Origin of the sequence: Kitasatospora sp. NPDC005856, from assembly GCF_040629945.1 — a bacterium.
GTDB lineage: Bacteria > Actinomycetota > Actinomycetes > Streptomycetales > Streptomycetaceae > Kitasatospora.
In genome coordinates this window covers 103,286-121,013 of the sequence record NZ_JBEXWT010000003.1, presented here as the reverse complement: position 1 = coordinate 121,013, position 17,728 = coordinate 103,286, and the positions used below count along the sequence as shown (strand labels likewise).

The 17,728-nt window shown below is 73.7% G+C and carries 16 protein-coding genes; 9 read left to right on the top strand and 7 right to left on the bottom strand.

Annotated features, from left to right (window positions below; all coding sequences use genetic code 11):
• Nucleotides 1-83: 83 nt before the first annotated feature.
• From ABZ449_RS04075 to ABZ449_RS04065, 3 genes are read left to right on the top strand one after another with little or no spacing between them, the layout of a single operon-like run.
• A complete protein-coding gene (locus ABZ449_RS04075; RefSeq protein ID WP_360339774.1) occupies nucleotides 84-854 on the top strand; it encodes a uracil-DNA glycosylase family protein in 771 nt (256 codons plus the stop codon).
• Nucleotides 854-2,473, top strand: coding sequence for an amidohydrolase family protein (locus tag ABZ449_RS04070; protein ID WP_360339771.1), 1,620 nt, complete (start codon nucleotides 854-856; stop codon nucleotides 2,471-2,473). Before ABZ449_RS04075 ends, ABZ449_RS04070 begins: the two co-directional genes overlap by 1 nt.
• Nucleotides 2,474-2,486: 13 nt before the next feature.
• Nucleotides 2,487-4,169: a S41 family peptidase gene (locus tag ABZ449_RS04065; RefSeq protein ID WP_360339768.1), complete on the top strand. Its 1,683-nt coding sequence runs from the start codon at nucleotides 2,487-2,489 to the stop codon at nucleotides 4,167-4,169.
• On the opposite strand, the gene ABZ449_RS04060 is transcribed toward ABZ449_RS04065, so the two are convergent.
• Complete coding sequence (locus ABZ449_RS04060; protein WP_360339765.1) at nucleotides 4,132-4,419, bottom strand: antibiotic biosynthesis monooxygenase; 288 nt, start codon at nucleotides 4,417-4,419, stop codon at nucleotides 4,132-4,134. The genes ABZ449_RS04065 and ABZ449_RS04060 overlap by 38 nt on opposite strands.
• Nucleotides 4,420-4,517: 98 nt before the next feature.
• On the opposite strand from ABZ449_RS04060, the gene ABZ449_RS04055 reads away from it, so the two are divergent.
• Nucleotides 4,518-5,102, top strand: a complete 585-nt coding sequence (locus ABZ449_RS04055; RefSeq protein WP_360339762.1) for a helix-turn-helix domain-containing protein — start codon at nucleotides 4,518-4,520, stop codon at nucleotides 5,100-5,102.
• Between the two features lie 210 nt (nucleotides 5,103-5,312).
• Nucleotides 5,313-6,632: a radical SAM protein gene (locus ABZ449_RS04050; RefSeq protein ID WP_360339759.1), complete on the top strand. Its 1,320-nt coding sequence runs from the start codon at nucleotides 5,313-5,315 to the stop codon at nucleotides 6,630-6,632.
• 102 nt (nucleotides 6,633-6,734) lie between these two features.
• Here ABZ449_RS04050 and ABZ449_RS04045 read toward each other — a convergent pair whose 3' ends face one another.
• Complete coding sequence (locus ABZ449_RS04045) at nucleotides 6,735-7,553, bottom strand: thioesterase family protein (RefSeq protein WP_360339756.1); 819 nt, start codon at nucleotides 7,551-7,553, stop codon at nucleotides 6,735-6,737.
• A gap of 152 nt (nucleotides 7,554-7,705) precedes the next feature.
• Entirely contained in the window at nucleotides 7,706-8,683 is a 978-nt protein-coding gene (gene sph / locus ABZ449_RS04040) for a sphingomyelin phosphodiesterase (protein WP_360339753.1), read from the bottom strand.
• 295 nt (nucleotides 8,684-8,978) lie between these two features.
• Between sph and ABZ449_RS04035 the strand changes: the two genes are divergently transcribed.
• A complete protein-coding gene (locus ABZ449_RS04035; RefSeq protein ID WP_360339750.1) occupies nucleotides 8,979-10,526 on the top strand; it encodes a Na+/H+ antiporter in 1,548 nt (515 codons plus the stop codon).
• Nucleotides 10,527-10,623: 97 nt separating this feature from the next.
• Nucleotides 10,624-11,334: a hypothetical protein gene (locus tag ABZ449_RS04030; protein WP_360339747.1), complete on the top strand. Its 711-nt coding sequence runs from the start codon at nucleotides 10,624-10,626 to the stop codon at nucleotides 11,332-11,334.
• Here ABZ449_RS04030 and ABZ449_RS04025 read toward each other — a convergent pair.
• Nucleotides 11,316-12,641, bottom strand: coding sequence for a hypothetical protein (locus ABZ449_RS04025; protein ID WP_360339744.1), 1,326 nt, complete (start codon nucleotides 12,639-12,641; stop codon nucleotides 11,316-11,318). The genes ABZ449_RS04030 and ABZ449_RS04025 overlap by 19 nt on opposite strands.
• Nucleotides 12,642-13,123: 482 nt before the next feature.
• Between ABZ449_RS04025 and ABZ449_RS04020 the strand changes: the two genes are divergently transcribed.
• On the top strand, nucleotides 13,124-13,426 hold the full coding sequence (locus ABZ449_RS04020; RefSeq protein ID WP_360339741.1) for a hypothetical protein: 303 nt from the start codon (nucleotides 13,124-13,126) through the stop codon (nucleotides 13,424-13,426).
• A 76-nt stretch (nucleotides 13,427-13,502) separates the two neighbouring features.
• Here the strand turns inward: ABZ449_RS04020 and ABZ449_RS04015 are convergent, their stop codons facing one another.
• Nucleotides 13,503-14,228, bottom strand: coding sequence for a dienelactone hydrolase family protein (locus tag ABZ449_RS04015; protein ID WP_360339739.1), 726 nt, complete (start codon nucleotides 14,226-14,228; stop codon nucleotides 13,503-13,505).
• A 123-nt stretch (nucleotides 14,229-14,351) separates the two neighbouring features.
• Nucleotides 14,352-15,107: a hypothetical protein gene (locus ABZ449_RS04010; RefSeq protein ID WP_360339736.1), complete on the bottom strand. Its 756-nt coding sequence runs from the start codon at nucleotides 15,105-15,107 to the stop codon at nucleotides 14,352-14,354.
• 398 nt (nucleotides 15,108-15,505) lie between these two features.
• Here ABZ449_RS04010 and ABZ449_RS04005 point away from each other — a divergent pair, with 398 nt between their 5' ends.
• A complete protein-coding gene (locus ABZ449_RS04005) occupies nucleotides 15,506-16,801 on the top strand; it encodes a hypothetical protein (protein WP_360339733.1) in 1,296 nt (431 codons plus the stop codon).
• Nucleotides 16,802-17,010: 209 nt separating this feature from the next.
• Here ABZ449_RS04005 and ABZ449_RS04000 read toward each other — a convergent pair whose 3' ends face one another.
• Complete coding sequence (locus ABZ449_RS04000; protein WP_360339730.1) at nucleotides 17,011-17,721, bottom strand: ribonuclease H; 711 nt, start codon at nucleotides 17,719-17,721, stop codon at nucleotides 17,011-17,013.
• Between the last annotated feature and the right edge of the window lie 7 nt (nucleotides 17,722-17,728).

Below are 17,728 nucleotides of genomic sequence, written 5' to 3'. Positions count from 1 at the left end.
TACCGCCCCCGCCGAGCACGGGAGCCGCCACCGTCCGTGAGCGCCGGCGCCCGGGTGGCCGCCGGTGAGTGAGGTGATGACCGATGGCCGAGTTCGACCGGGGGCCGACGGACGCCTTCGCGGAGCTGTGCGCGCGGGTGCCCGATCCGCCCGACAAGACGGCGTTCTGGTTCGACTGGGGGCCGGTGTTCCACCGGGGGCGGCTCGACGGATCGGCTCGGGTGCTGGTCGTCGCCTCCGACCCCGGCCCGACCGAGCGGATCGCCGGGCGCACGCTCGTCGGCAACGCCGGGCAACGGGTGCAGGGTTTCCTCGCCAAGCTTGGCCTGACCAGGTCGTACCTCTGCCTCAACGCGTGGGCGTACGCCGTCCACCCGTCGCGCGCCGAGGCGATGAAGGAGCGGCTCGGCGACCCCGAGCAGGCACAGTGGCGCAACGAGCTCTACGGCGCGACGACCGGCCTCCCGCTGCAGGCCGTCGTCGCGATGGGGTTCATGGCGCAGGAGGCGGTGCGGCTGTGGACCGCCCGACCGCAGCAGGCGGTGCTCGTGCGGGTCCCCCATCCGTCGAGCCACGACCCGGTGGCGCTGCTCGACGGCTGGCGCGCGGCGATCACCACGCTGCGCGCGGTCGTCACTCCGGACGAGGACGGTGACAACACCGGACCCGACTACGGCGCCGAGTTCACGGAGAGCGACTACCGCGCGATCCCGCGGCGCGACCTGCCCTTCGGCGCACCGGCGTTCCTGGGGGACGACACCTGGGTGCGGGCCCAGGGGGGCCAGGAACTGAACTCCGTCACCCGACCGTCCCCGGACGACGGGCACACCCTGGTCTGGAAGGCTCCGCACTGATGGTGCTCGTCCTGCGCGGCACCGTCGTCACCTTCGACGAGGAACACCGGATCCTCGACCCGGGTGCGGTGTACGTCGGTGACGACGGGCGCCTCGGCGCGGTGCAGCCGGCCGGGCAGACGGCCCCCGCCGGGTTCGCCGCCGCACCGGTCGTGGACCTGGTCGGCACGGGCGCGCTGGTCCTGCCCGGCCTGGTCGACCTCCACGGTCACCTGCAGTACAACACCCTTCCGCTCTGGGAGGCGGTCGGCGTCCCGTACCTGAACCATGACCGCTGGGTGGGCGAGAAGCACCCGCCGGACTACTCGACGTCGGTCACCTGGCCCGCCAAGGTTCTCGGCACCGCCGCACCGGAGGCGCTGCTCACCTACGTCGAGGTCAAGGCGCTGGTCGGCGGCTCCACCTCCGTCCAGGGCGCGCCGCGTTCGACCCGCGCGATCGACGGCGGGCTGCTGCGGATCGTGGACCTGGAGAAGCTTCCGGCCGGCCAGGACGTGGTGCTGACCGCCGCGCTCCAGAGGACCCCCGACGAACTGCGCGACCTCGGGGAGAACGCGCTCCAAGGCCACCAGGTCCTGATCTACCACGTCGCGGAGGGACGGCACGTCACGGAGCCGCACCCGGACGAACCGGCCTCGCACGTCCACCGCGAGTTCCGGGACCTCGCCCCCTGCCTGAAGCCGGGCCTGATCTGCGTGCACGGCACCGCGCTGACCCCCGCCGAGTTCGCCGCCTGGCAGCAGGGTGTGACGGCGATCGACCCGGCCGAGCGGGGCACCGTGGTGTGGTCACCGTTCTCCAACCACTGGCTCTACCACGAGACGACGGACGTGGTGGCGGCCACCGCGCAGGGGCTGCGGATCGCGCTCGGCTCCGACTGGTCGCCGTCCGGGACCAAGCACGTGCTCGGCGAGCTCAAGGTCGCCGACGGCATCAACCACCACGAGCTCGGCGACCACTTCGACGACCGCGGCCTGTGCGACATGGTCACCGCGAACCCCGGCGACGCGCTCGGCACCGCCTGGGGGCCACAGGTGGGACGCCTGGCGGCCGGCAGCCTGGCCGACCTGCTCGTGCTGGAACGCCACGAGCCCGGCGAGGACGTGTACCGCAACCTGATCGACGCGACCGAACGGCACGTCCTCCTGGTGGTCGCCCGCGGCGTGCCGCGCTACGGGACCGGGCCGCTGATGACCGCCGCCGGGGCGGCGGACACCCATGCGATCGAGCCGGTGGCCGGGCTCCGGCGCAGGGTGGCGGTGCGGCGGACCGGCGGGACCGGGGCCACCGGAGCCGGCGCCACGCTGGACTGGCCCGCCGTCAAGCGGGCGCTGGAGAAGGTCCGCCGGGACCCGCAGGCCGCCTGGCGCGACGCCCAGGAGGGGCTCGCGGCCTGGGGCGGACCGCTGGACGACCCGGACGCGCCGCTCGCCCTCTTCGGCGACATGCCCGAGGGCGAGGAGGTGGCCCTCGCCGGCACCGACGACGTCCCGGCCGGCCTGGTCATCCCGGAGCTCGACACCCTGACCCACGACGACGCCTTCTTCGCCGCCGTGGACCGCACCGGGATACCGGAGCTCGAACGGCTGAGGACGTACTACGAAGGCGGACCGGCATGAGGCGGGAACGGACATGAGCCCCCGGGTCACGGCACCGGCCCGGACGCTGCCGGACTCGATCGGGCTCGACGAGTTCATGGCCCGGGTCGCCGCCGACCCGCTGCCGCTCGCCGACCGCTACCGGCTGGTGGCCGCCGCCCGCATCCTCGTCGAGGAGCTCTACGTCCACCTCCCGCTCAAGCGCGCGCGGTACGCCACCGACCCGGTGCAGCGCCTGCGCCTGCTGGAGCGGCGCGTTCCCGCGCTCGGCGAGCTGCAGTTCCACGCCGAACTCGCCGCCGTCTTCCGGGACCTGCGCGACCTGCACACCGTCTACCAGCTCCCCGCGCCGTACCGGGGCAAGGTCGCCGTGCTCGGCTTCCTGGTCGAGCGCTACCAGGACGCGGACGGGACACCGCACTACCTGGTCTCCCGGATCGACGACTCGCTCCGGCACGCCGACTTCGACGCCGGCGTGGCGCTGGAGCTGTGGAACGGCGTCCCGGTCGAGCGCGCCGTCGAGCGGAGTACGGCCGCGCAGGTGGGCTGCAGCCCCGACGCGCGCCTGGCCCGCGGGCTGGAGTCGCTGACGCTGCGCCCGCTGCGCACCGCTCCGCCGCCCGACGAGCGCTGGGTGCTGCTGACCTACCGCACGCCGGAGGGCCGGCTGCGCGAGACCCGGGTGCCGTGGCGCGTGCGCGCCGCGGAGCGCTACCGGGGGCGGGAGCAGGACCCGGTGCCGACCCTCGGGGCACACCTCGGCATCGACGTCGGCAACGAGGCCACCCGCCGGGCCAAGCGCGCGCTGTTCGCACCCGGGTCGGCCCGGACGTCGGCGGCGCGGGCGCCGCGGGACGTCCTCGCGTACTCCGGGGCCCGCGCGCGGCCGTACGGGTACCTGCGCATCTTCTCCTTCAACGTCGCGAGCGCGCGGCGGTTCGCCGAGCAGGTGGCGGCGATCGCGGCGAAGGCTCCGGACCAGGGGCTGATCGTGGACGTCCGCGGCAACCCGGGCGGCAACATCCTGGCCGCCGAGGCCGCCCTGCGGGTGCTGAGCGCCGACGCCGTCGCCCCGGTCCGGTTCTCGCTGCCGACCACCCGGGCCGCGCTCGCCCTGGTCCGCGCCGCCCCGGCCTTCCGGCGGTGGACGGACTCGATCCGCGACGCCGTGGAGACCGGCGAGCCGTACTCCCAGGCGTTCCCGCTCAGCGATCCCGAGGCGCTCACCGACGGGCTGCCGCACTACGCGGGGCCGAAGGTCCTGATCGTCGACGCCCTGACGTACTCGGCCGCCGACGTCTTCGCCGCCGGATTCGCGGACAACGGAGCGAGGGCCGGGACGGACGCCGCGACGGACGGCGGGCCCGTGCCGGTGCTCGGGACCGCCGCGACCACCGGCGCCGGCGGTGCCAACGTGTGGACGTACGAGCTGCTGAGCGTCTGGCTGCCCGAGCTGCTGCCCGCCCTGCCGCGCGGGGCCGGGTTCCGCGTCGCCCTGCGCCGCGCCACCCGGGCCGGGGCGAGCGCCGGCGTCCCGCTGGAGGACTTCGGCGTGGCGGCCGCCGCCCTGCACCGGCTGACCAGGCGTGACGTCCTCGGCCGCAACCAGGACCTGCTCGCCTCGGCCGTCCCGCTGCTGCAGCGGATCCGCTCCGGCGACGACGCCCTCCCGGCCTCCGTCACCGCGACAGCAGGGTGTGGACCAGTCGGGGCCTGACCTCGCGCTCGTCGAACACCACCTCGTCGGCCGCGTCGCGGACCACGGCGGCGAACGCCCCCTCGAACGCCTGCTGGGAGTCGAACTCGCCGGTGGTGACGACGGCGTCGCCCTCGGGGGTGACCCAGACCTCGGCGCGCAGGAATCCCGGCTGCGGGAGCAGCACCGCGCGGACCCGGTGGCAGCGGCCGACGAACTCCTCGACGTGCTCGGGCGCGGGGTAGTGGTACGCGATGAAACCGACCGACATGACGGTGCCCTCCAGGAATTGTACGATTCCGTATAACGGCAGGTTAGATCCGATGTACGGCACCGTACAACGGGCTGGATCGTGAGGTGGGTCACCCCATGGGCGCGTTGCGCACACCCCGTGAGAAGTGGGTCGAGGAAGGCCTGCGGACGCTGGCCTCGGGCGGCGTGGACGCCGTCCGCGTCGAGGCCCTGGCCAAGTCCCTCGGCGTGACCAAGGGCGGGTTCTACGGCTACTTCGCCGACCGCGACGCGCTGCTGACGGAGATGCTGGACACCTGGGAGCGCGAGGCCACCGACGAGGTCCTCGACCGGATCGCGCACGAGGACGGGGACACCCGGGACAAGGCGCGCCTGGCCGGGCAGCTCACCTTCTCCGAGCGCCTGCGCCCCATCGATCTGGCCGTCCGCGACTGGGCCCGCCGGGACCGGACCGTCGCCGAGCGCCTGCGCCGCGTGGACAACACCCGCATGGCCCTGCTGCGCGAGGCGATCGGCACCGTCTGCACCGACCCGGACGAGATCGAGGCCCGTAGCCTGCTGGCCTTCTGCGTGGCCATCGGCAACCACTTCCTCGCCGCCGACCACCCCGGCCGCACCCGCGCCGAGGTCCTCGCCCGCGCCGGCGATCTCATCCTCGCCCGCCCGCCCGCGGCCGCCGAACCGGATCGACCCCACCGATGAGGCCGGGGGCCGCGAGCCGAAGCCCGTCACCGCAGGCCCTGGGTGTCCCGGCCGTCCGGCCCCGACCCTCGACCGGCGGGCGGAGGCGCGATCCGGCCAAGCACCACGGCCCGGGCGATCAGCTCCGGGCCCGGTGCACGACCGCATCCGTGAGGAGGACCAGAATGGGCTGGGCGCCGTGAGGACGGGGCCAGGAAGGAAGACCAGCGCATGGAGAGCCAGGCCCGCAGCCGCACCGCACTCGTCGAGCAGCTCATGGAGCGCTATCCCGACGTGCCCCGGGAGGCGGTGATCAAGGAGGACCTGCTGCGCGGCGGCATGGCCTTCGACGAATCGGCCCTCAGCGGCAGCGCCGACGGGAGCGGTGAGGTCAAGCCGAAGTCGTACTTCATCTTCTCCTTCGACCACCGCACCCTGCCCGAGCTGGGCGCCGCCGCGCTCAACCGGCCGCCGGAGGAGATCGTGCTGACCGGCGGGCCGTACGGGCTGCGCCGCACGGTGGTGTCGGTGCGGGTGAACCCGGACTCGCCCTACCGGGTCGGCGCGGGCGAGGACGGCACGCTCGGCCTCTACCTGGACGGCACGCGGATCGCCGATGTCGGCCTGCCGCCGATGCCGGACTACTACCGGCACACGCTGGCCAACGGGAAGTCGGTGATGGAGGTCGCCCCGACCATCCAGTGGGGCTACCTGATCTACCTCACGGTGTTCCGGGTGTGCCAGTACTTCGGCGCCAAGGAGGAGTGCCAGTACTGCGACATCAACCACAACTGGCGCCAGCACAAGGCCGCCGGCCGCCCGTACACCGGGGTCAAGCCGGTCGAGGAGGTGCTGGAGGCACTGGCGCTGATCGACCGGTACGACACCGCCCGCGCCTCCCAGGCGTACACCCTCACCGGCGGGGCGATCACCTCGCACGTCGGTGGCCGGGACGAGGCCGACTTCTACGGGCAGTACGCCAAGGCCATCGAGGAGCGCTTCCCCGGCCGCTGGATCGGCAAGGTGGTGGCCCAGGCGCTGCCGCGCGAGGACGTCCAGCGCTTCCACGACTACGGCGTGCGGATCTACCACCCCAACTTCGAGGTGTGGGACAAGCGGCTGTTCGAGCTCTACTGCCCGGGCAAGGAGCGCTACGTCGGCCGGGACGAGTGGCACCGCCGGATCCTCGACTCCACCGAGGTGTTCGGCCCGGAGAACGTGATCCCCAACTTCGTCGCGGGCGTGGAGATGGCCGAGCCCTTCGGCTTCACCACGGTGGACGAGGCGATCGCCTCCACCGAGGAGGGCCTGCGCTTCTTCATGTCCCGTGGCGTGGTGCCGCGCTTCACCACCTGGTGCCCCGAGCCCACCACCCCGCTCGGCAAGGCCAACCCGCAGGGCGCGCCGCTGGAGTACCACATCCGGCTGCTGCAGACCTACCGGGCCACCCTGGAGGAGTTCGGCCTGTCCTCCCCGCCCGGCTACGGCCCGGCGGGCCCGGGCAAGGCGGTCTTCTCGGTGAGCTCCTTCATGGACTCGCTGCCGGGCTGAGCACGGCCCGCCCCGACGGCGCCGCCGCCCGACACCCGGGCGGCGGCGCCCGATCCGTCGACCCCTCGGGCTCCGCCCGGTCCGTCGGCTCCGCCGGCCGCGTCAGCTCCCGCTCAGCGGGCGGACGGTGAGGATCTGCTCGGCGCGGCCCAGCGGGCCGTGGACGTCGTGCAGCACGGTGCTGGTGACGCCGTGCCCGGCCGGGCCGAAGCTGACGCTCGTGTCCAGGCCCGTCCAGCGGCCCTCGGGGCGGCGGTGGAAGTGGATCGTCAGGTCGGTGTTGGGGAACATCCACGCGGTGGGGTCCTGCCGCACCGCGATGCCGTTGGCGGTGTCCACCAGCGTGACGAAGGAGGCGTGCGGGCCGCTGGGCTCCCCGGCGACCAGCTCGACCGGGCTGGAGATCCAGGCGGCGGCGCGGCCGGGGGCGGTCTCCCGGCGGCGGACGTCGATCGAGGCGATGTAACCGCCGCCCCACAGCCCGGACATCGCCCAGGGCTCGAACTCCTCAGGCCCGGGCAGCGACTCGTCGTGGGTGCCGGCGACGGCGGTGGTGTCCAGTTGGGCGAGGAACCAGGCACGGGCCCGCACCACGGCGCGCCCGCCGATCACCACGGTGGCCTCGACCAGCTCGATGGTGCGCCCGGGGCGGACGGTCTCCACCGTGATCTCGAACTCGTCGAGGGCGATCAGGCCGAGTATGTCGTAGCTGATCCGGGCCAGCGCCAGGCCGTCGGCGGCGCGGCCGGCCTGCTGGTGGTCGGCCCGGTGGCGGTCGATGGCGTGCACGATCAGGCCGCCGAGCGGGCTGAAGTGCTGCTCGTCGGGATGCCAGGCGCCCTGCGCCTGCACGGTGGGCTTGTAGCTGTGCTCGCCGGTGCGCTGGTAGTAGCTGTCGGGCGCGGCGATGGGGGTGGTCACGTGCGCTTCTCCTCGGGCCGGATCGCTGACTGCCGGTCGGGCGCCGCCGTGGTACGACGGCGCCCGAACTCGGCGTTCAGGATCGTAAGGGGCCGAACCGCGTGCGCGGCCTCATGGGTGACGCATCCCACACCCCCGGAGGGTCCGGGCCGTCAGTGCGCGGCGAGCGGGTAGTGGTCGGAGAGGTCGGTGTAGGTGTAGCTCTTGCCCCAACTGCTCACCGTCCAGGGCGTGCTGTGCACCCGGACCACCTGATTGGTGTACTGCTGCGGGCGGGCGTGGTCGGCCCGGTAGAGCACGTAGTCGAGGTCCTCCTTGGGCTCGCCCGGGTAGCGGTAGGCGGCGACGGAGTTGTCGACGGTGTCGAAGGAGTACGGCCAGCCGGTGCGGGCGGAGGCCGGGGCGAGGTTGCCGTTGGTCAGCAGCGCCTGGTACTCGGGGCCGTGGGAGTCGATGTTCAGGTCGCCCGCGACCAGGACCGGCTCGTCGGCGGGGATCCGCTTGGCGTCCAGGAAGGAGCGCATCGCGGTGAGCTGCTTGGCCCGGATGTCCGCCGCCTGGCCGCTCGCGCAGCCCGAGTCGGTGGACTGGAGGTGGGTGCCGACCACGTGGGTGCGGCGGCCGTCGACGTCCAGGACGGCGTAGACGAAGCCCTTGTTGGAGAACCAGTCCGAGCCGCAGGCGTCCTTGAAGACGTACTGCTCCTTGCGCAGGATCGGCCACTTGCTGAGCAGGGTGACGCCGCCGTCCTCGGCGGTGGTGGAGCTGTAGCTGCCGGAGGTGGCGTCCCAGCCGCTGGTGGAGCGGCCGACGACCGGCGTGTGGTACGGGTAGGCGGCCGAGGCCTTGGCGGTCAGCGCGTCGGAGGCCGAGTTGTCGAAGGCCTCCTCCAGCACGACCACGTCGTGGCCCTGGAAGAAGTCCGCCGAGGCGATGGCCTGCGCCCGGTACTGCTGGCCCCAGTTGGGGTAGAGCGAGGTGCTCATCAGGAACGTGTTGTACGTCAGCACGTCGAGCGGAGGCGCGGTGGTGGGGGCGGTCTCGGCCGAGGCCGGGACGGCGCCGAGCACGGCGAGGACGGTGGCGGTGGCGCCGGCGGCGAGGACGCGGCGAACGGACGACAGGGGCATCGGGCCTCCGTGAGGGCGTTGTCGTGGACCCGTCGGGTCAAGGGATGTTGTGTATCCAACTTGGCCGTCGACACGGTCCGCAAGACATCGGGCGAGCATTCGGTGAACTCGTCGGTAACACCGTCGCGCGGGCCTGACGGGCGGTCACCGCGCCCGTTCCGGACCGGCACTCTGCCGAGCTGCGCAAAAACGCCGATAAGATGACCTGCGGTGTGCCGGGAAGTCTGGTCGGCTCGGGGGACGACGCGGCGATCCGTGCCGCGACGACCCCGCTGTCGCGATGGGTCCTGAGCAGATGCACGCCGTGGGAATCGTTCTCGTCCTGGTCGTCCTGGCCACCGGTGTGGCCACCTTCGCCCGGCGATGGCGGGTGCCCGCGCCCTCACTGCTGGTCCTGGCCGGAATCGTCGTCGCCCTCGTCCCCGGGGTGCCCGCACTGCACGTGCCGCCGGAGGTGATCGGCCTGGTGGTGCTGCCACCACTGCTGCACTCCTCCGCCGAGGATCTCTCGCTGCGCGACCTGCGAGCGGTGTGGCGGCCGGTCACCGTGCTCTCGTTCGGACTGGTCTTCGCCTCCGCCGCCGCGGTCGGCTTCGCCGCCGTCACCGTCGCCGGGCTGCCACCCGCGATGGCCTTCGTGCTCGGCGCCGTGCTCTCCAGCACCGACCCGGTGGCCGTCACCGCGCTCGGCCGCCGCCTCGCCCTGCCTGGCCGGGTCCAGGTGCTGGTGCAGGCGGAGAGCCTGTTCAACGACGCGACCTCACTGGTGCTGTTCAAGGTCGCGGTCGGGATAGCCGTCGCCGTCGGCGGCGCCGTCGACCTTCCCGGGGCCGTCGGCCAACTGCTGCTGCTCGGCGGGGGCGGCAGCCTGGTCGGCGCCACCGTCGCCACGCTGGTCGGACTGCTGCGCCGGCGCACCACCGACCCGGTGCTGGAGACGGTGATCGCCCTGGTCACCCCGTACGCGGCGTACGTCCTGGCGGAGTCCGCGCATGCCTCGGGCGTCACCTCGGTGGTAGTCGCCGGGGTCCTGCTCGGCCGCTCCGGGCACCGGCTCACCGACGCGCACATCCGGCTCCAGCTGCACGCCGTGTCCGCGGTGGTGGTGTTCCTGCTGGAGAGCGTCGTGTTCGCGATCGTCGGCCTGGAACTGCCCGCCCTGGTCCGCGACCTGCCCGCCGGCACCGGCTGGTGGCCGCTCCAGGCGCTCGCGCTGGCCGCGGTGCTGATCGCCGTCCGGGTGCTCTGGACACTGCCGCTGACCCGCACCGTCAAGCCCAGCCGGGGACGGCTCTCCTGGCGGGTCGCCGGGGTGGTCACCTGGGCCGGCACCAGGGGCGTGATGCCACTCGCCGCCGCCCTGTCGATCCCGCTGCTCGACCACGACGGCGGACCGCTCGCCGGGCGGCCGCTCGTACTGGTGCTCACCACCTCCGTCGTGGTGCTCACCCTGGTCGTCCAGGGACTCACCCTCGCCGCCGTGGTCCACCGCTCCGGCCTCGCGCTGGCGCCCGAGCACACCGCCCGCGAGGAGGACGAGGCCCGGGACGAGCTCAACCGCGCCGCACTCGACCACGTCGAGGGCCTGGCCGAGCTGGAGGCCGTCCCCGACACCGCCGTCGACCGGGTCCGCCGCGGCCTCACCGCCCGCCTCGACCGCACCCCCGGGGCCCCCGACGGCAACACGGCCGACGCCGCCTACCGCCAGCTGCGCCACGAGGTGATCGCGGTGCAGAACGACCGGCTGCACCGGCTCTACGAGGAGCACCGGATCAGCGACACCACACTGCGGGTGCTGCAGCGCGACCTCGACCTGGAGCAGGCCGCCCTCGGACGGAACTGACCCGGGGCGGACGGGAGTTCCCCCTCGGCTGTTCGGATGTCCGCAGCAGCCGTCACACTGTCGCAAGCACGGGACCGCACCACCGAACGGGGAGAGCATGACCGGCGGGAAGAACAGGAAGAAGCAGAAGAGGCCGCTCGCCGAGGGGGTGGTCCCGCGCCCGAAGCGGGTCCGCCGGCGCCCGGCGCCACAGCTCTCGCCCAAGGCGGTCCGCCGGACGGCGTGGCTGACCGGGCTGCTCACCCCGGTGCTGATGGTCGGGCTGGCAGCGCTCGGCAGCAACCCGGACTACCAACTGCCCTGCGGCATCCTGGCGTTCGTGGTGCTCTCGGCGGGCATCATCGGGCTCGGCTTCGTCCGGCCCCGCGGCTGGATCATCTGGCCGGCCGTCCTGTTCGGCGTGCTGCTGCTGGCGCTGCCGACGCCGAGCATCCGCGCCCAGCTCATGGCGCAGCGCGGGGTGGAGACCGCGGTGGTGGTCACCGCGGCCCACAGCGCGAAGGACAGGAGCGGCACCGTCAGCTGGACCTGCGACATCCGCCGCGCCGACGGCCAGCCGCTCCCGCACGCCAAGGTCGGCGGATACGGCTGCTCGGGCGCGTACGACGTGGGCGACACCGAGAACGTGCTGGTCGACCCGGCGGGCTGGGCCCCGCCCGTCCCGCTCGACGAGGACCTCGACTTCCGCCGCACCGGCGTCTACGTGACGGCCGCGCTGGCCGCCCTGTGGAGCCTCCTCGTCCTGGTCGCGGCACGCCGCACCCTGCGGGAGCCGGGCGGCGCGGCCGGTCAGCGGGGCGGCAGGTAGCGCACCAGGACGTCGGCTCGCGTGCCGTCCAGGGCGCCGTACAGCGCGGTCACGCCGAGCGCGTCCACGGCCGGAGCGAAGGACGGGCCGACACCCTGGGCGACCCGCTCGATCCGGCCGGTCCGCAGATCCCGGCGGAAGAGGTCCGGGGCGGCGTCGGTGTCCTCGGGCACCAGGCCGGCGGCGTCCGAGACGAAGTAGACCCAGCGGTCGTCCGCCGTGACGACGGCCGGCTGGGTGCCCGCGGGCGCCACCTCCGTCACCGTACCCGTGCGCAGATCGCGGGCGTGGAGCGCGACCCTGGTCCCGCCCTGGTCCGGCTGGAACACCCGGAACAGCGCGTACCGCCCGTCCGGGCTCAGCCGGCCCTGGCGCGCGGCGTCGCGCAGGGCGCCGCTCGGGTCGATGCTCGCGCCCTCGATCCGGCCGGTGCGGGCGTCGTAGACGTAGAGCGGGAACAGCTGCCGGGTGGGCGGCGGCTTCGGGAGCGCCGCGACGAGCGGCGCGGCCGGGGTCGGCGGGGTGGCCTGGGTCGCCACCGGCAGGTTGGCCGCCTTCGAACGGAAGGCGACGGTCCGGCCGTCGGCACTGAGCGAGGGCTCCACCGAGCCGCCGTCGGCGGGAGCGCCGCCCCGCCCGGCGGTGACCAGGCGGGTGGTGCCGGTCCGGCGGTCCGTCAGGTAGATGTTGGCGGTGCCCTCCCGCGCCCCGGGGGCGAGGTCGGCGCGGTCCGAGGAGTAGGCGACGTACCGGCCGTCGGCACTGATCGCGGGGCTGACGGAGTTCCCGGTGCCGGTGCCGGCGGTGACCAACTCGGTCCGGCCGGTGACGCGGTCGCGGACGTAGACGTCGGTGCGCCCGCTGTCGTGCCCGGCAACGGCGTTGACGGCGTCACTGCTGAAGGCGACGTACCGGCCGTCGGCGCTGATCGCCGCCTGGCTGCTGGAGCCGCTCAGCTGGGCGCCGTCGTCGGCGAGGCTGACCCGCTCGGTCCGCCGCGTCCACAGGTCGCGGACGAAGACGTCGTAGAGGCGGTTGGTGTCGCCGGACACCAGGTTCGAGGCCAGCGAGGTGAACAGGGCGTAGCGGCCGTCCGCGCTCAACCCGAGCGGCTCGGACCAGTCGTCGGCGGGCGCGCCGTCGGAGCTCACGTTCACCCGCACCGGGTCGCCGCCGGTCGCCACGAACGCGGGCGCGGAAGCCGAGGCGGACGCGGGCGCGGTCCGGGCGTGCGCCGCCGGTGCCCCGGTACCCGCCAGCAGCGCCGCCGCCAGCGCACAGACCACCCGTACCGTCGTCGTCCTCATGGGTTCCCCTCCCCTTCGCTCCGGCCGAGCCAACCCTCGGGTCGTGCCCACGGTCAACCCGGCCGCCGCGGCATGGGCACGTTTTCGCCAACTCCTGCACACGGCAGGCACGCACCGCCCGCACGGGCCGCCGCCCCGGGAGAACCCGTCACACAAGGATGGCGACGGGCACGAGAGCCCGGGAGCTGCCGTTTGCGAGCCCTTTGCCAGGCTGCCGGCCCGGTCGGTGGTCCGACCCCGTGCGAGGCCCAGCCGGGGCCCGCCGCGGGCGAGCCCCCGGCCCCGCGAGGGGTGGGCCGCGTCGACCCGTGGCAGTCGGTTGCGCACGCCCCGAACCGGCACCATCCGCGCTAAACACGGATCCAAGCGGGCATCCCACCCACGGCTGCTCCGCACGGAGGCAGTTCCCGCGCCGTCGAGCCCGCGCCCGTCAACCGCGCCCGGCCTGACGGCCGACGGCAGTCGAGCGAAAGGCAGAAAAGATGAGCCTGATCCAGACCGGCAAGCTGCAGTTGAACTCCGCCAACGCCTCGGAGCTGAGCGGCGGCGCCACGTCGACCTTCACCCAGGTCACCTTCCCCACGCCCTTCCCCGACAACACGACGGTGATCGTCGTCCCGTTCGTCCAGACCTTCAACGGCCCCGACACCCCGGGCCTGCGGATCGCCGACGTCACCACCACCGGCTTCAAGATCCGCCTGAACGAACTCGTGGGCTCCGGCCGGGCGCTGTCCGACGGGCCGCACACCTCCGAGACCATCGGCTGGATCGCCGGCACCGTGTAGCCCCGGAGCCCCGCCCGTCCGAACCGCGGACGGGCGGGGCGGGCCGGCCACGGCACTCAGAGCGTCACGGCGCGGCTCACTCCTCCACGGGCAGGCACTCGGCGAGCAGGCCGAGGACGTCGTGCCAGGCCCGCCGGGCGTGCAGCGGGTGGTGGCCCACGCCGGGGAGCACGGCGTGATCGACCGTCGGGTGGTGGAAGGCGTGCTCGGCCCCGCCGTAGACCACGAGGCGCCAGTCGACGCCCGCGGCCTGCATCTCGGCGGTGAAGGCCTCCCGTCGCTCGGCGGGCATGATCGGGTCCTCCGACCCGACCCCGGCCCAGACGGGACAGCGGATGCGCGCCGCCTCGCCCGGCCTGCCGGTGGTGAATCCGTTGATCGTCCCGATCGCCCGCAGGTCGACGCCGGCGCGCCCGAGTTCCACCGCGATGGCGCCCCCGGTGCCGTAGCCGATGGCGGCGATGCGGCCCGGGTCGGTCCGCGGTTCGGCGCGCAGCACGTCGAGGGCTGCGTGGCCGATGTCCCGCATCCGGTCGGGGTCGGCGAGCAGCGGCATGACGCGCGCCAGCATCTCCTGCGGGTCGGTGAACCAGTGTCCTCCGTGGAGGTCGAAGGCCAGGGCGACGTAGCCCAGTTCGGCGAGGGCGTCGGCCCGTCGGCGCAGGACGTCGCTCAGGCCCGGCCCTTCGGGCCCGATCAGGACCCCGGGGCGGCGCCCTGCGCCGGCGGGCAGCGCGAGGTGCCCGATCATCGTCATTCCGTCGGCCGGGTACTCGACCGTGCGTGTGGTGACCGTCGTCATGGGACGGACTGTAGTGAGGATCGGACCCCGGCCGGGCCGGACTTCGCCGTCGGCAGAGGACCCGGCGCGGGCACGGGCCCCACGCCGGGCCGGCGGGCGCCCCGCTCCCCCCGCCCGCCGGTGCTACCGCGGTCGGCTGCCGGTGAGCCGCTGCCAGCGGTCCCGTTCCGCGTCCAGCTCACGGCGCGCCTGCGGAATGCGTGTGTCCGACTCCTGGCGGGCCAGGAGTTCGGCGAGCTCCCGACGGGCTTCCTCCTGACCGGCCGTGTCCGCCTCCGCCTCGCGCACGTCGGCCTCGGCCCGGGGCACGAGTGCCAGGCGTTCGACCGCGGCCGCCTTGGCGTCGGTGACGGCGTTGAACACCTCGACGACGAACTTCCGCACCTCGGCCTGGGGTGTCTCCTCCAGCGGGACGGTCACCATCTGCTGACGGCCGGTCGGCAGCGAGACGTAGACGTGGCCCTCCTCGCGCGAGTACTCGTCGCGGAGCGAGACCTCGTGCAGCGGGTACTCCGCGGTGCGCCCCTGAGTCGTCACCTCCAGCGCCCGGTCGTACAGCCGCAGGCCGTCACCGAGTGAGGAGCGCAGGTCGCCGCGGGCCGGGGAGCGGAGCCGGTCGAGGTGCTCCCGGGCCCGGCCGACCCGGTCCTGGTGCGCCTGCTCGGCCGCGGTGATCCCGGAACGGGCCCGGTCCCGTTCGCGCCTGGCTTCGTGCTCCAGTGCGCGGAGCCGGCCGCGGGCGGCGTCCAGGTCACGCCGGTTGTCGGCGTACTCCGCGGTGAAGGCGTACCGCCACCCCCCGGGGTAGCGCAGCATCAGCCAGAGCACCCCGGTGGCGACCGCCAGCACGACCACCACGATCCAGCCCACAGGCCCCATCGATCCCTCCCGCAGCCCCGACGGCCCGGCGTCCACTCCAGCGGGGCCCGGACCGAGCCGATGGTACGAACGGCGACCGGCTCGTGTGCGGGAAATCCGGGAATTCCCCCGCCGACGGGAGTCCTCGCCGGCCCGCCCGGGGGCAGCCCAGCGGGAGGGAGGCGACCGCGCGGCAGGCTTCCGAGGGGAGGTTTTACGGCTTTTGGTCATGCTCTTGGCCGAAGTGGTTAAAGTCCCGGCCAAAAATGCGGATGACCACTTGCCGATAATGTGATCACATGTGCAGGCGCTGTGACGTTGCACGTCGCAGGGGAGGGACCGGTCCGCTTCGTCGAGCGGGCCCGATCAACAGGAGTCGCACCATCAACACCGCCATCCGCAAGGCCGCCCGTGGGGCGATGCCCGTCGCCGTCACCGCCTCCGTGCTCGCCACCGGCCTCACCGCCTGCGGCACCGTCGAGCAGCTGTCCGCCGCGCAGAAGGTGTCGAAGGCCTTCGACAAGGTCCGTGACGGCAAGTCGGCCGGGTTCACCCTCTCCATCGACGCCACCCCCGAGCAGGTCGCCGCGTTCGCCAACTCCGGCGAGCACAAGGGCGCCAGCGGGCTCGTCGGCTCCGCCCGGGGCGGCAGGAACGACATGGACGAGAAGACCGCCAAGGCCATCTCCGGCCTCTCGATCTCGGTCGCGGTCTCCGCCGACAAGCCGCTCAAGGAGATCGAGGCCTTCAAGAACGCCGGCCAGGCGGGCAAGAACACCGACCTGACGCTCGACAAGTCGGTGCGCGTCTCCTACCTGCTCGCCGACCGCAGCGGCACCGCGCTGCTGGAGTACCGCCAGGTCGACGCCACGGGGTACCTGCACGCCGACGCCAAGGGCCTGATGAAGCTGGCCGGCGAGGACCCGTCCACGGTGGACGAGCTCCGCACGGACCTGCCCGACTCGATGAAGCCGCTCGGGGACGTGCTGGCCGGCAAGTGGGTGTCCTTCGACCTCCAGGCGCTCGCCGACCAGGCGAAGGAGTCCGACGGCGACAAGGCCGCTCCGAGCACCGCGCCGACCGCCGACCCGGAGCTCGGCAAGCAGCTCCTCAACTCGATCAAGGACGTGCTCGGCCGCACCGTCACGTACGAGGACAAGGGCAAGAAGGACGGCACCGAGCACCTCTGGGTCAGCGCCCCGGCCCGACAGCTGGTGGACGAGATGTACAAGGCCGTCAAGCCGCTGTCCACCAAGTTCCCCAAGCAGCTGGGCGGGTTCCCGGACAAGGCCCCGAGCGACGTGCCGGACCGCCGGATCGGCGTCGACCTCTACCTGAAGAACGGCGCCTTCTCCTCCGCCACCTTCGACCTCGCCCAGCTCGCCGACAAGGTCGAGCCGGGCGTCAACTTCCCGGTGAAGCTCGCCTTCAACCAGGCGGCCCCGAACGTCCAGGTGCCGGGCGACGCGGTCAAGGTGACCAACGAGCAGCTGAAGGACGCGGTGCTCGGCCTGACCGCCGGGGCCGCCGAGGAGGGCCTCGACCCCGAGGACCTCGGCGACCTCCCGATCGCCCCGCCGCTGACCGACGCCCAGCTCAAGGAGCTCGCCGGGCTCGGCATCACGGCGACCGAGGCGCGTGCCTTCAACAAGGCGGGCCTGACCTACGAGGACATCAAGGAGATCGCCCAGGAGGCCACCCCGCCCAAGGCCTGATCTCCACCCGGGACCGGCCGACCGCCCACCAGCGGTCGGCCGGTCCCGCGTTTCCGACCCGGTCCCGCATTCTCGACCGGTCGCGCGTTCCCGGTCCGCGTCCGACCGCACCCGGGGCGCGGTCACCGGCCGCCCGGCGGCCCGGCGGCCTCGGCGCACCCGGTCTCACGTACGGACGTACCTGATCCCGGGCCCGAACGTCCCCGCCGTCAGGCGTGGGCGGCGGCGCACTCCGGGTGCCCCCAGGAGCTGCCGACCTTGGTGATCTTGTCACCCTTGGCGTACGGGCGGCTGCACGGGCAGGTGCCGGGGAAGCGGGCGTTCAGGGTGCGCGAGCCTCCGCCGCGCTTGGCGGCACCGCCGCCGGCCGCGGCGGAGGAGGAACCGGCCGGCCGGGCGGAGCGCGCCCTGGGCGCCTTGGTGGCGGCGGCCGGGTCGGGGACCGGCAGGTCGGCGGCGGTGCCCGAGGCGTCCTGCTGGGTGCGGGCGGCGTCGCTGGCGGCCTTGTCGGCGATGGCGTTCAGCGGGTCGCCGTCCACCTGGTGGGCCGGCACGTACACGAAGGTGACGTCCCGGCCCTCCAGCAGGGCGTCGATCGCCTGGATCAGCTCCTGGTTGGCGACCGGCTTGCCGGCCGCCGTCTTCCAGCCGTTGCGCTTCCAGCCCTTCAGCCACTTGGTCACCGAGTCGCGGGTGTAGGTGCTGTCCAGCCGCACCTCCAGCGGCACCGCCGGGTCCGTCGCGGCCAGCAGCTGCCGGAGCGCCGTCAGCTCGCCCACGTTGTTGGTGCTGTGCCCGAGCGCGCCGGCCTGCCAGCGCTGGGGCGCCCCGCCGGCGTCCGCGACCACGTAGGCCCAGCCCGCCGGACCGGGGTTGCCCTTGGCTGCTCCGTCACACGCTGCAATGACTCGTTCGACCATGCCCCGA

Coding starts and splice junctions, on each gene's coding strand:
- ABZ449_RS04065 (WP_360339768.1), top strand. CDS start 2,487: ATGAGCCCCCGGGTCACGGCACCGGCCCGGACGCTGCCGGACTCGATC.
- ABZ449_RS04035 (WP_360339750.1), top strand. CDS start 8,979: ATGCACGCCGTGGGAATCGTTCTCGTCCTGGTCGTCCTGGCCACCGGT.
- ABZ449_RS04075 (WP_360339774.1), top strand. CDS start 84: ATGGCCGAGTTCGACCGGGGGCCGACGGACGCCTTCGCGGAGCTGTGC.
- sph (WP_360339753.1), bottom strand. CDS start 8,683: ATGCCCCTGTCGTCCGTTCGCCGCGTCCTCGCCGCCGGCGCCACCGCC.
- ABZ449_RS04000 (WP_360339730.1), bottom strand. CDS start 17,721: ATGGTCGAACGAGTCATTGCAGCGTGTGACGGAGCAGCCAAGGGCAAC.
- ABZ449_RS04030 (WP_360339747.1), top strand. CDS start 10,624: ATGACCGGCGGGAAGAACAGGAAGAAGCAGAAGAGGCCGCTCGCCGAG.
- ABZ449_RS04055 (WP_360339762.1), top strand. CDS start 4,518: ATGGGCGCGTTGCGCACACCCCGTGAGAAGTGGGTCGAGGAAGGCCTG.
- ABZ449_RS04010 (WP_360339736.1), bottom strand. CDS start 15,107: ATGGGGCCTGTGGGCTGGATCGTGGTGGTCGTGCTGGCGGTCGCCACC.
- ABZ449_RS04025 (WP_360339744.1), bottom strand. CDS start 12,641: ATGAGGACGACGACGGTACGGGTGGTCTGTGCGCTGGCGGCGGCGCTG.
- ABZ449_RS04015 (WP_360339739.1), bottom strand. CDS start 14,228: ATGACGACGGTCACCACACGCACGGTCGAGTACCCGGCCGACGGAATG.
- ABZ449_RS04005 (WP_360339733.1), top strand. CDS start 15,506: ATGCCCGTCGCCGTCACCGCCTCCGTGCTCGCCACCGGCCTCACCGCC.
- ABZ449_RS04050 (WP_360339759.1), top strand. CDS start 5,313: ATGGAGAGCCAGGCCCGCAGCCGCACCGCACTCGTCGAGCAGCTCATG.
- ABZ449_RS04020 (WP_360339741.1), top strand. CDS start 13,124: ATGAGCCTGATCCAGACCGGCAAGCTGCAGTTGAACTCCGCCAACGCC.
- ABZ449_RS04060 (WP_360339765.1), bottom strand. CDS start 4,419: ATGTCGGTCGGTTTCATCGCGTACCACTACCCCGCGCCCGAGCACGTC.
- ABZ449_RS04070 (WP_360339771.1), top strand. CDS start 854: ATGGTGCTCGTCCTGCGCGGCACCGTCGTCACCTTCGACGAGGAACAC.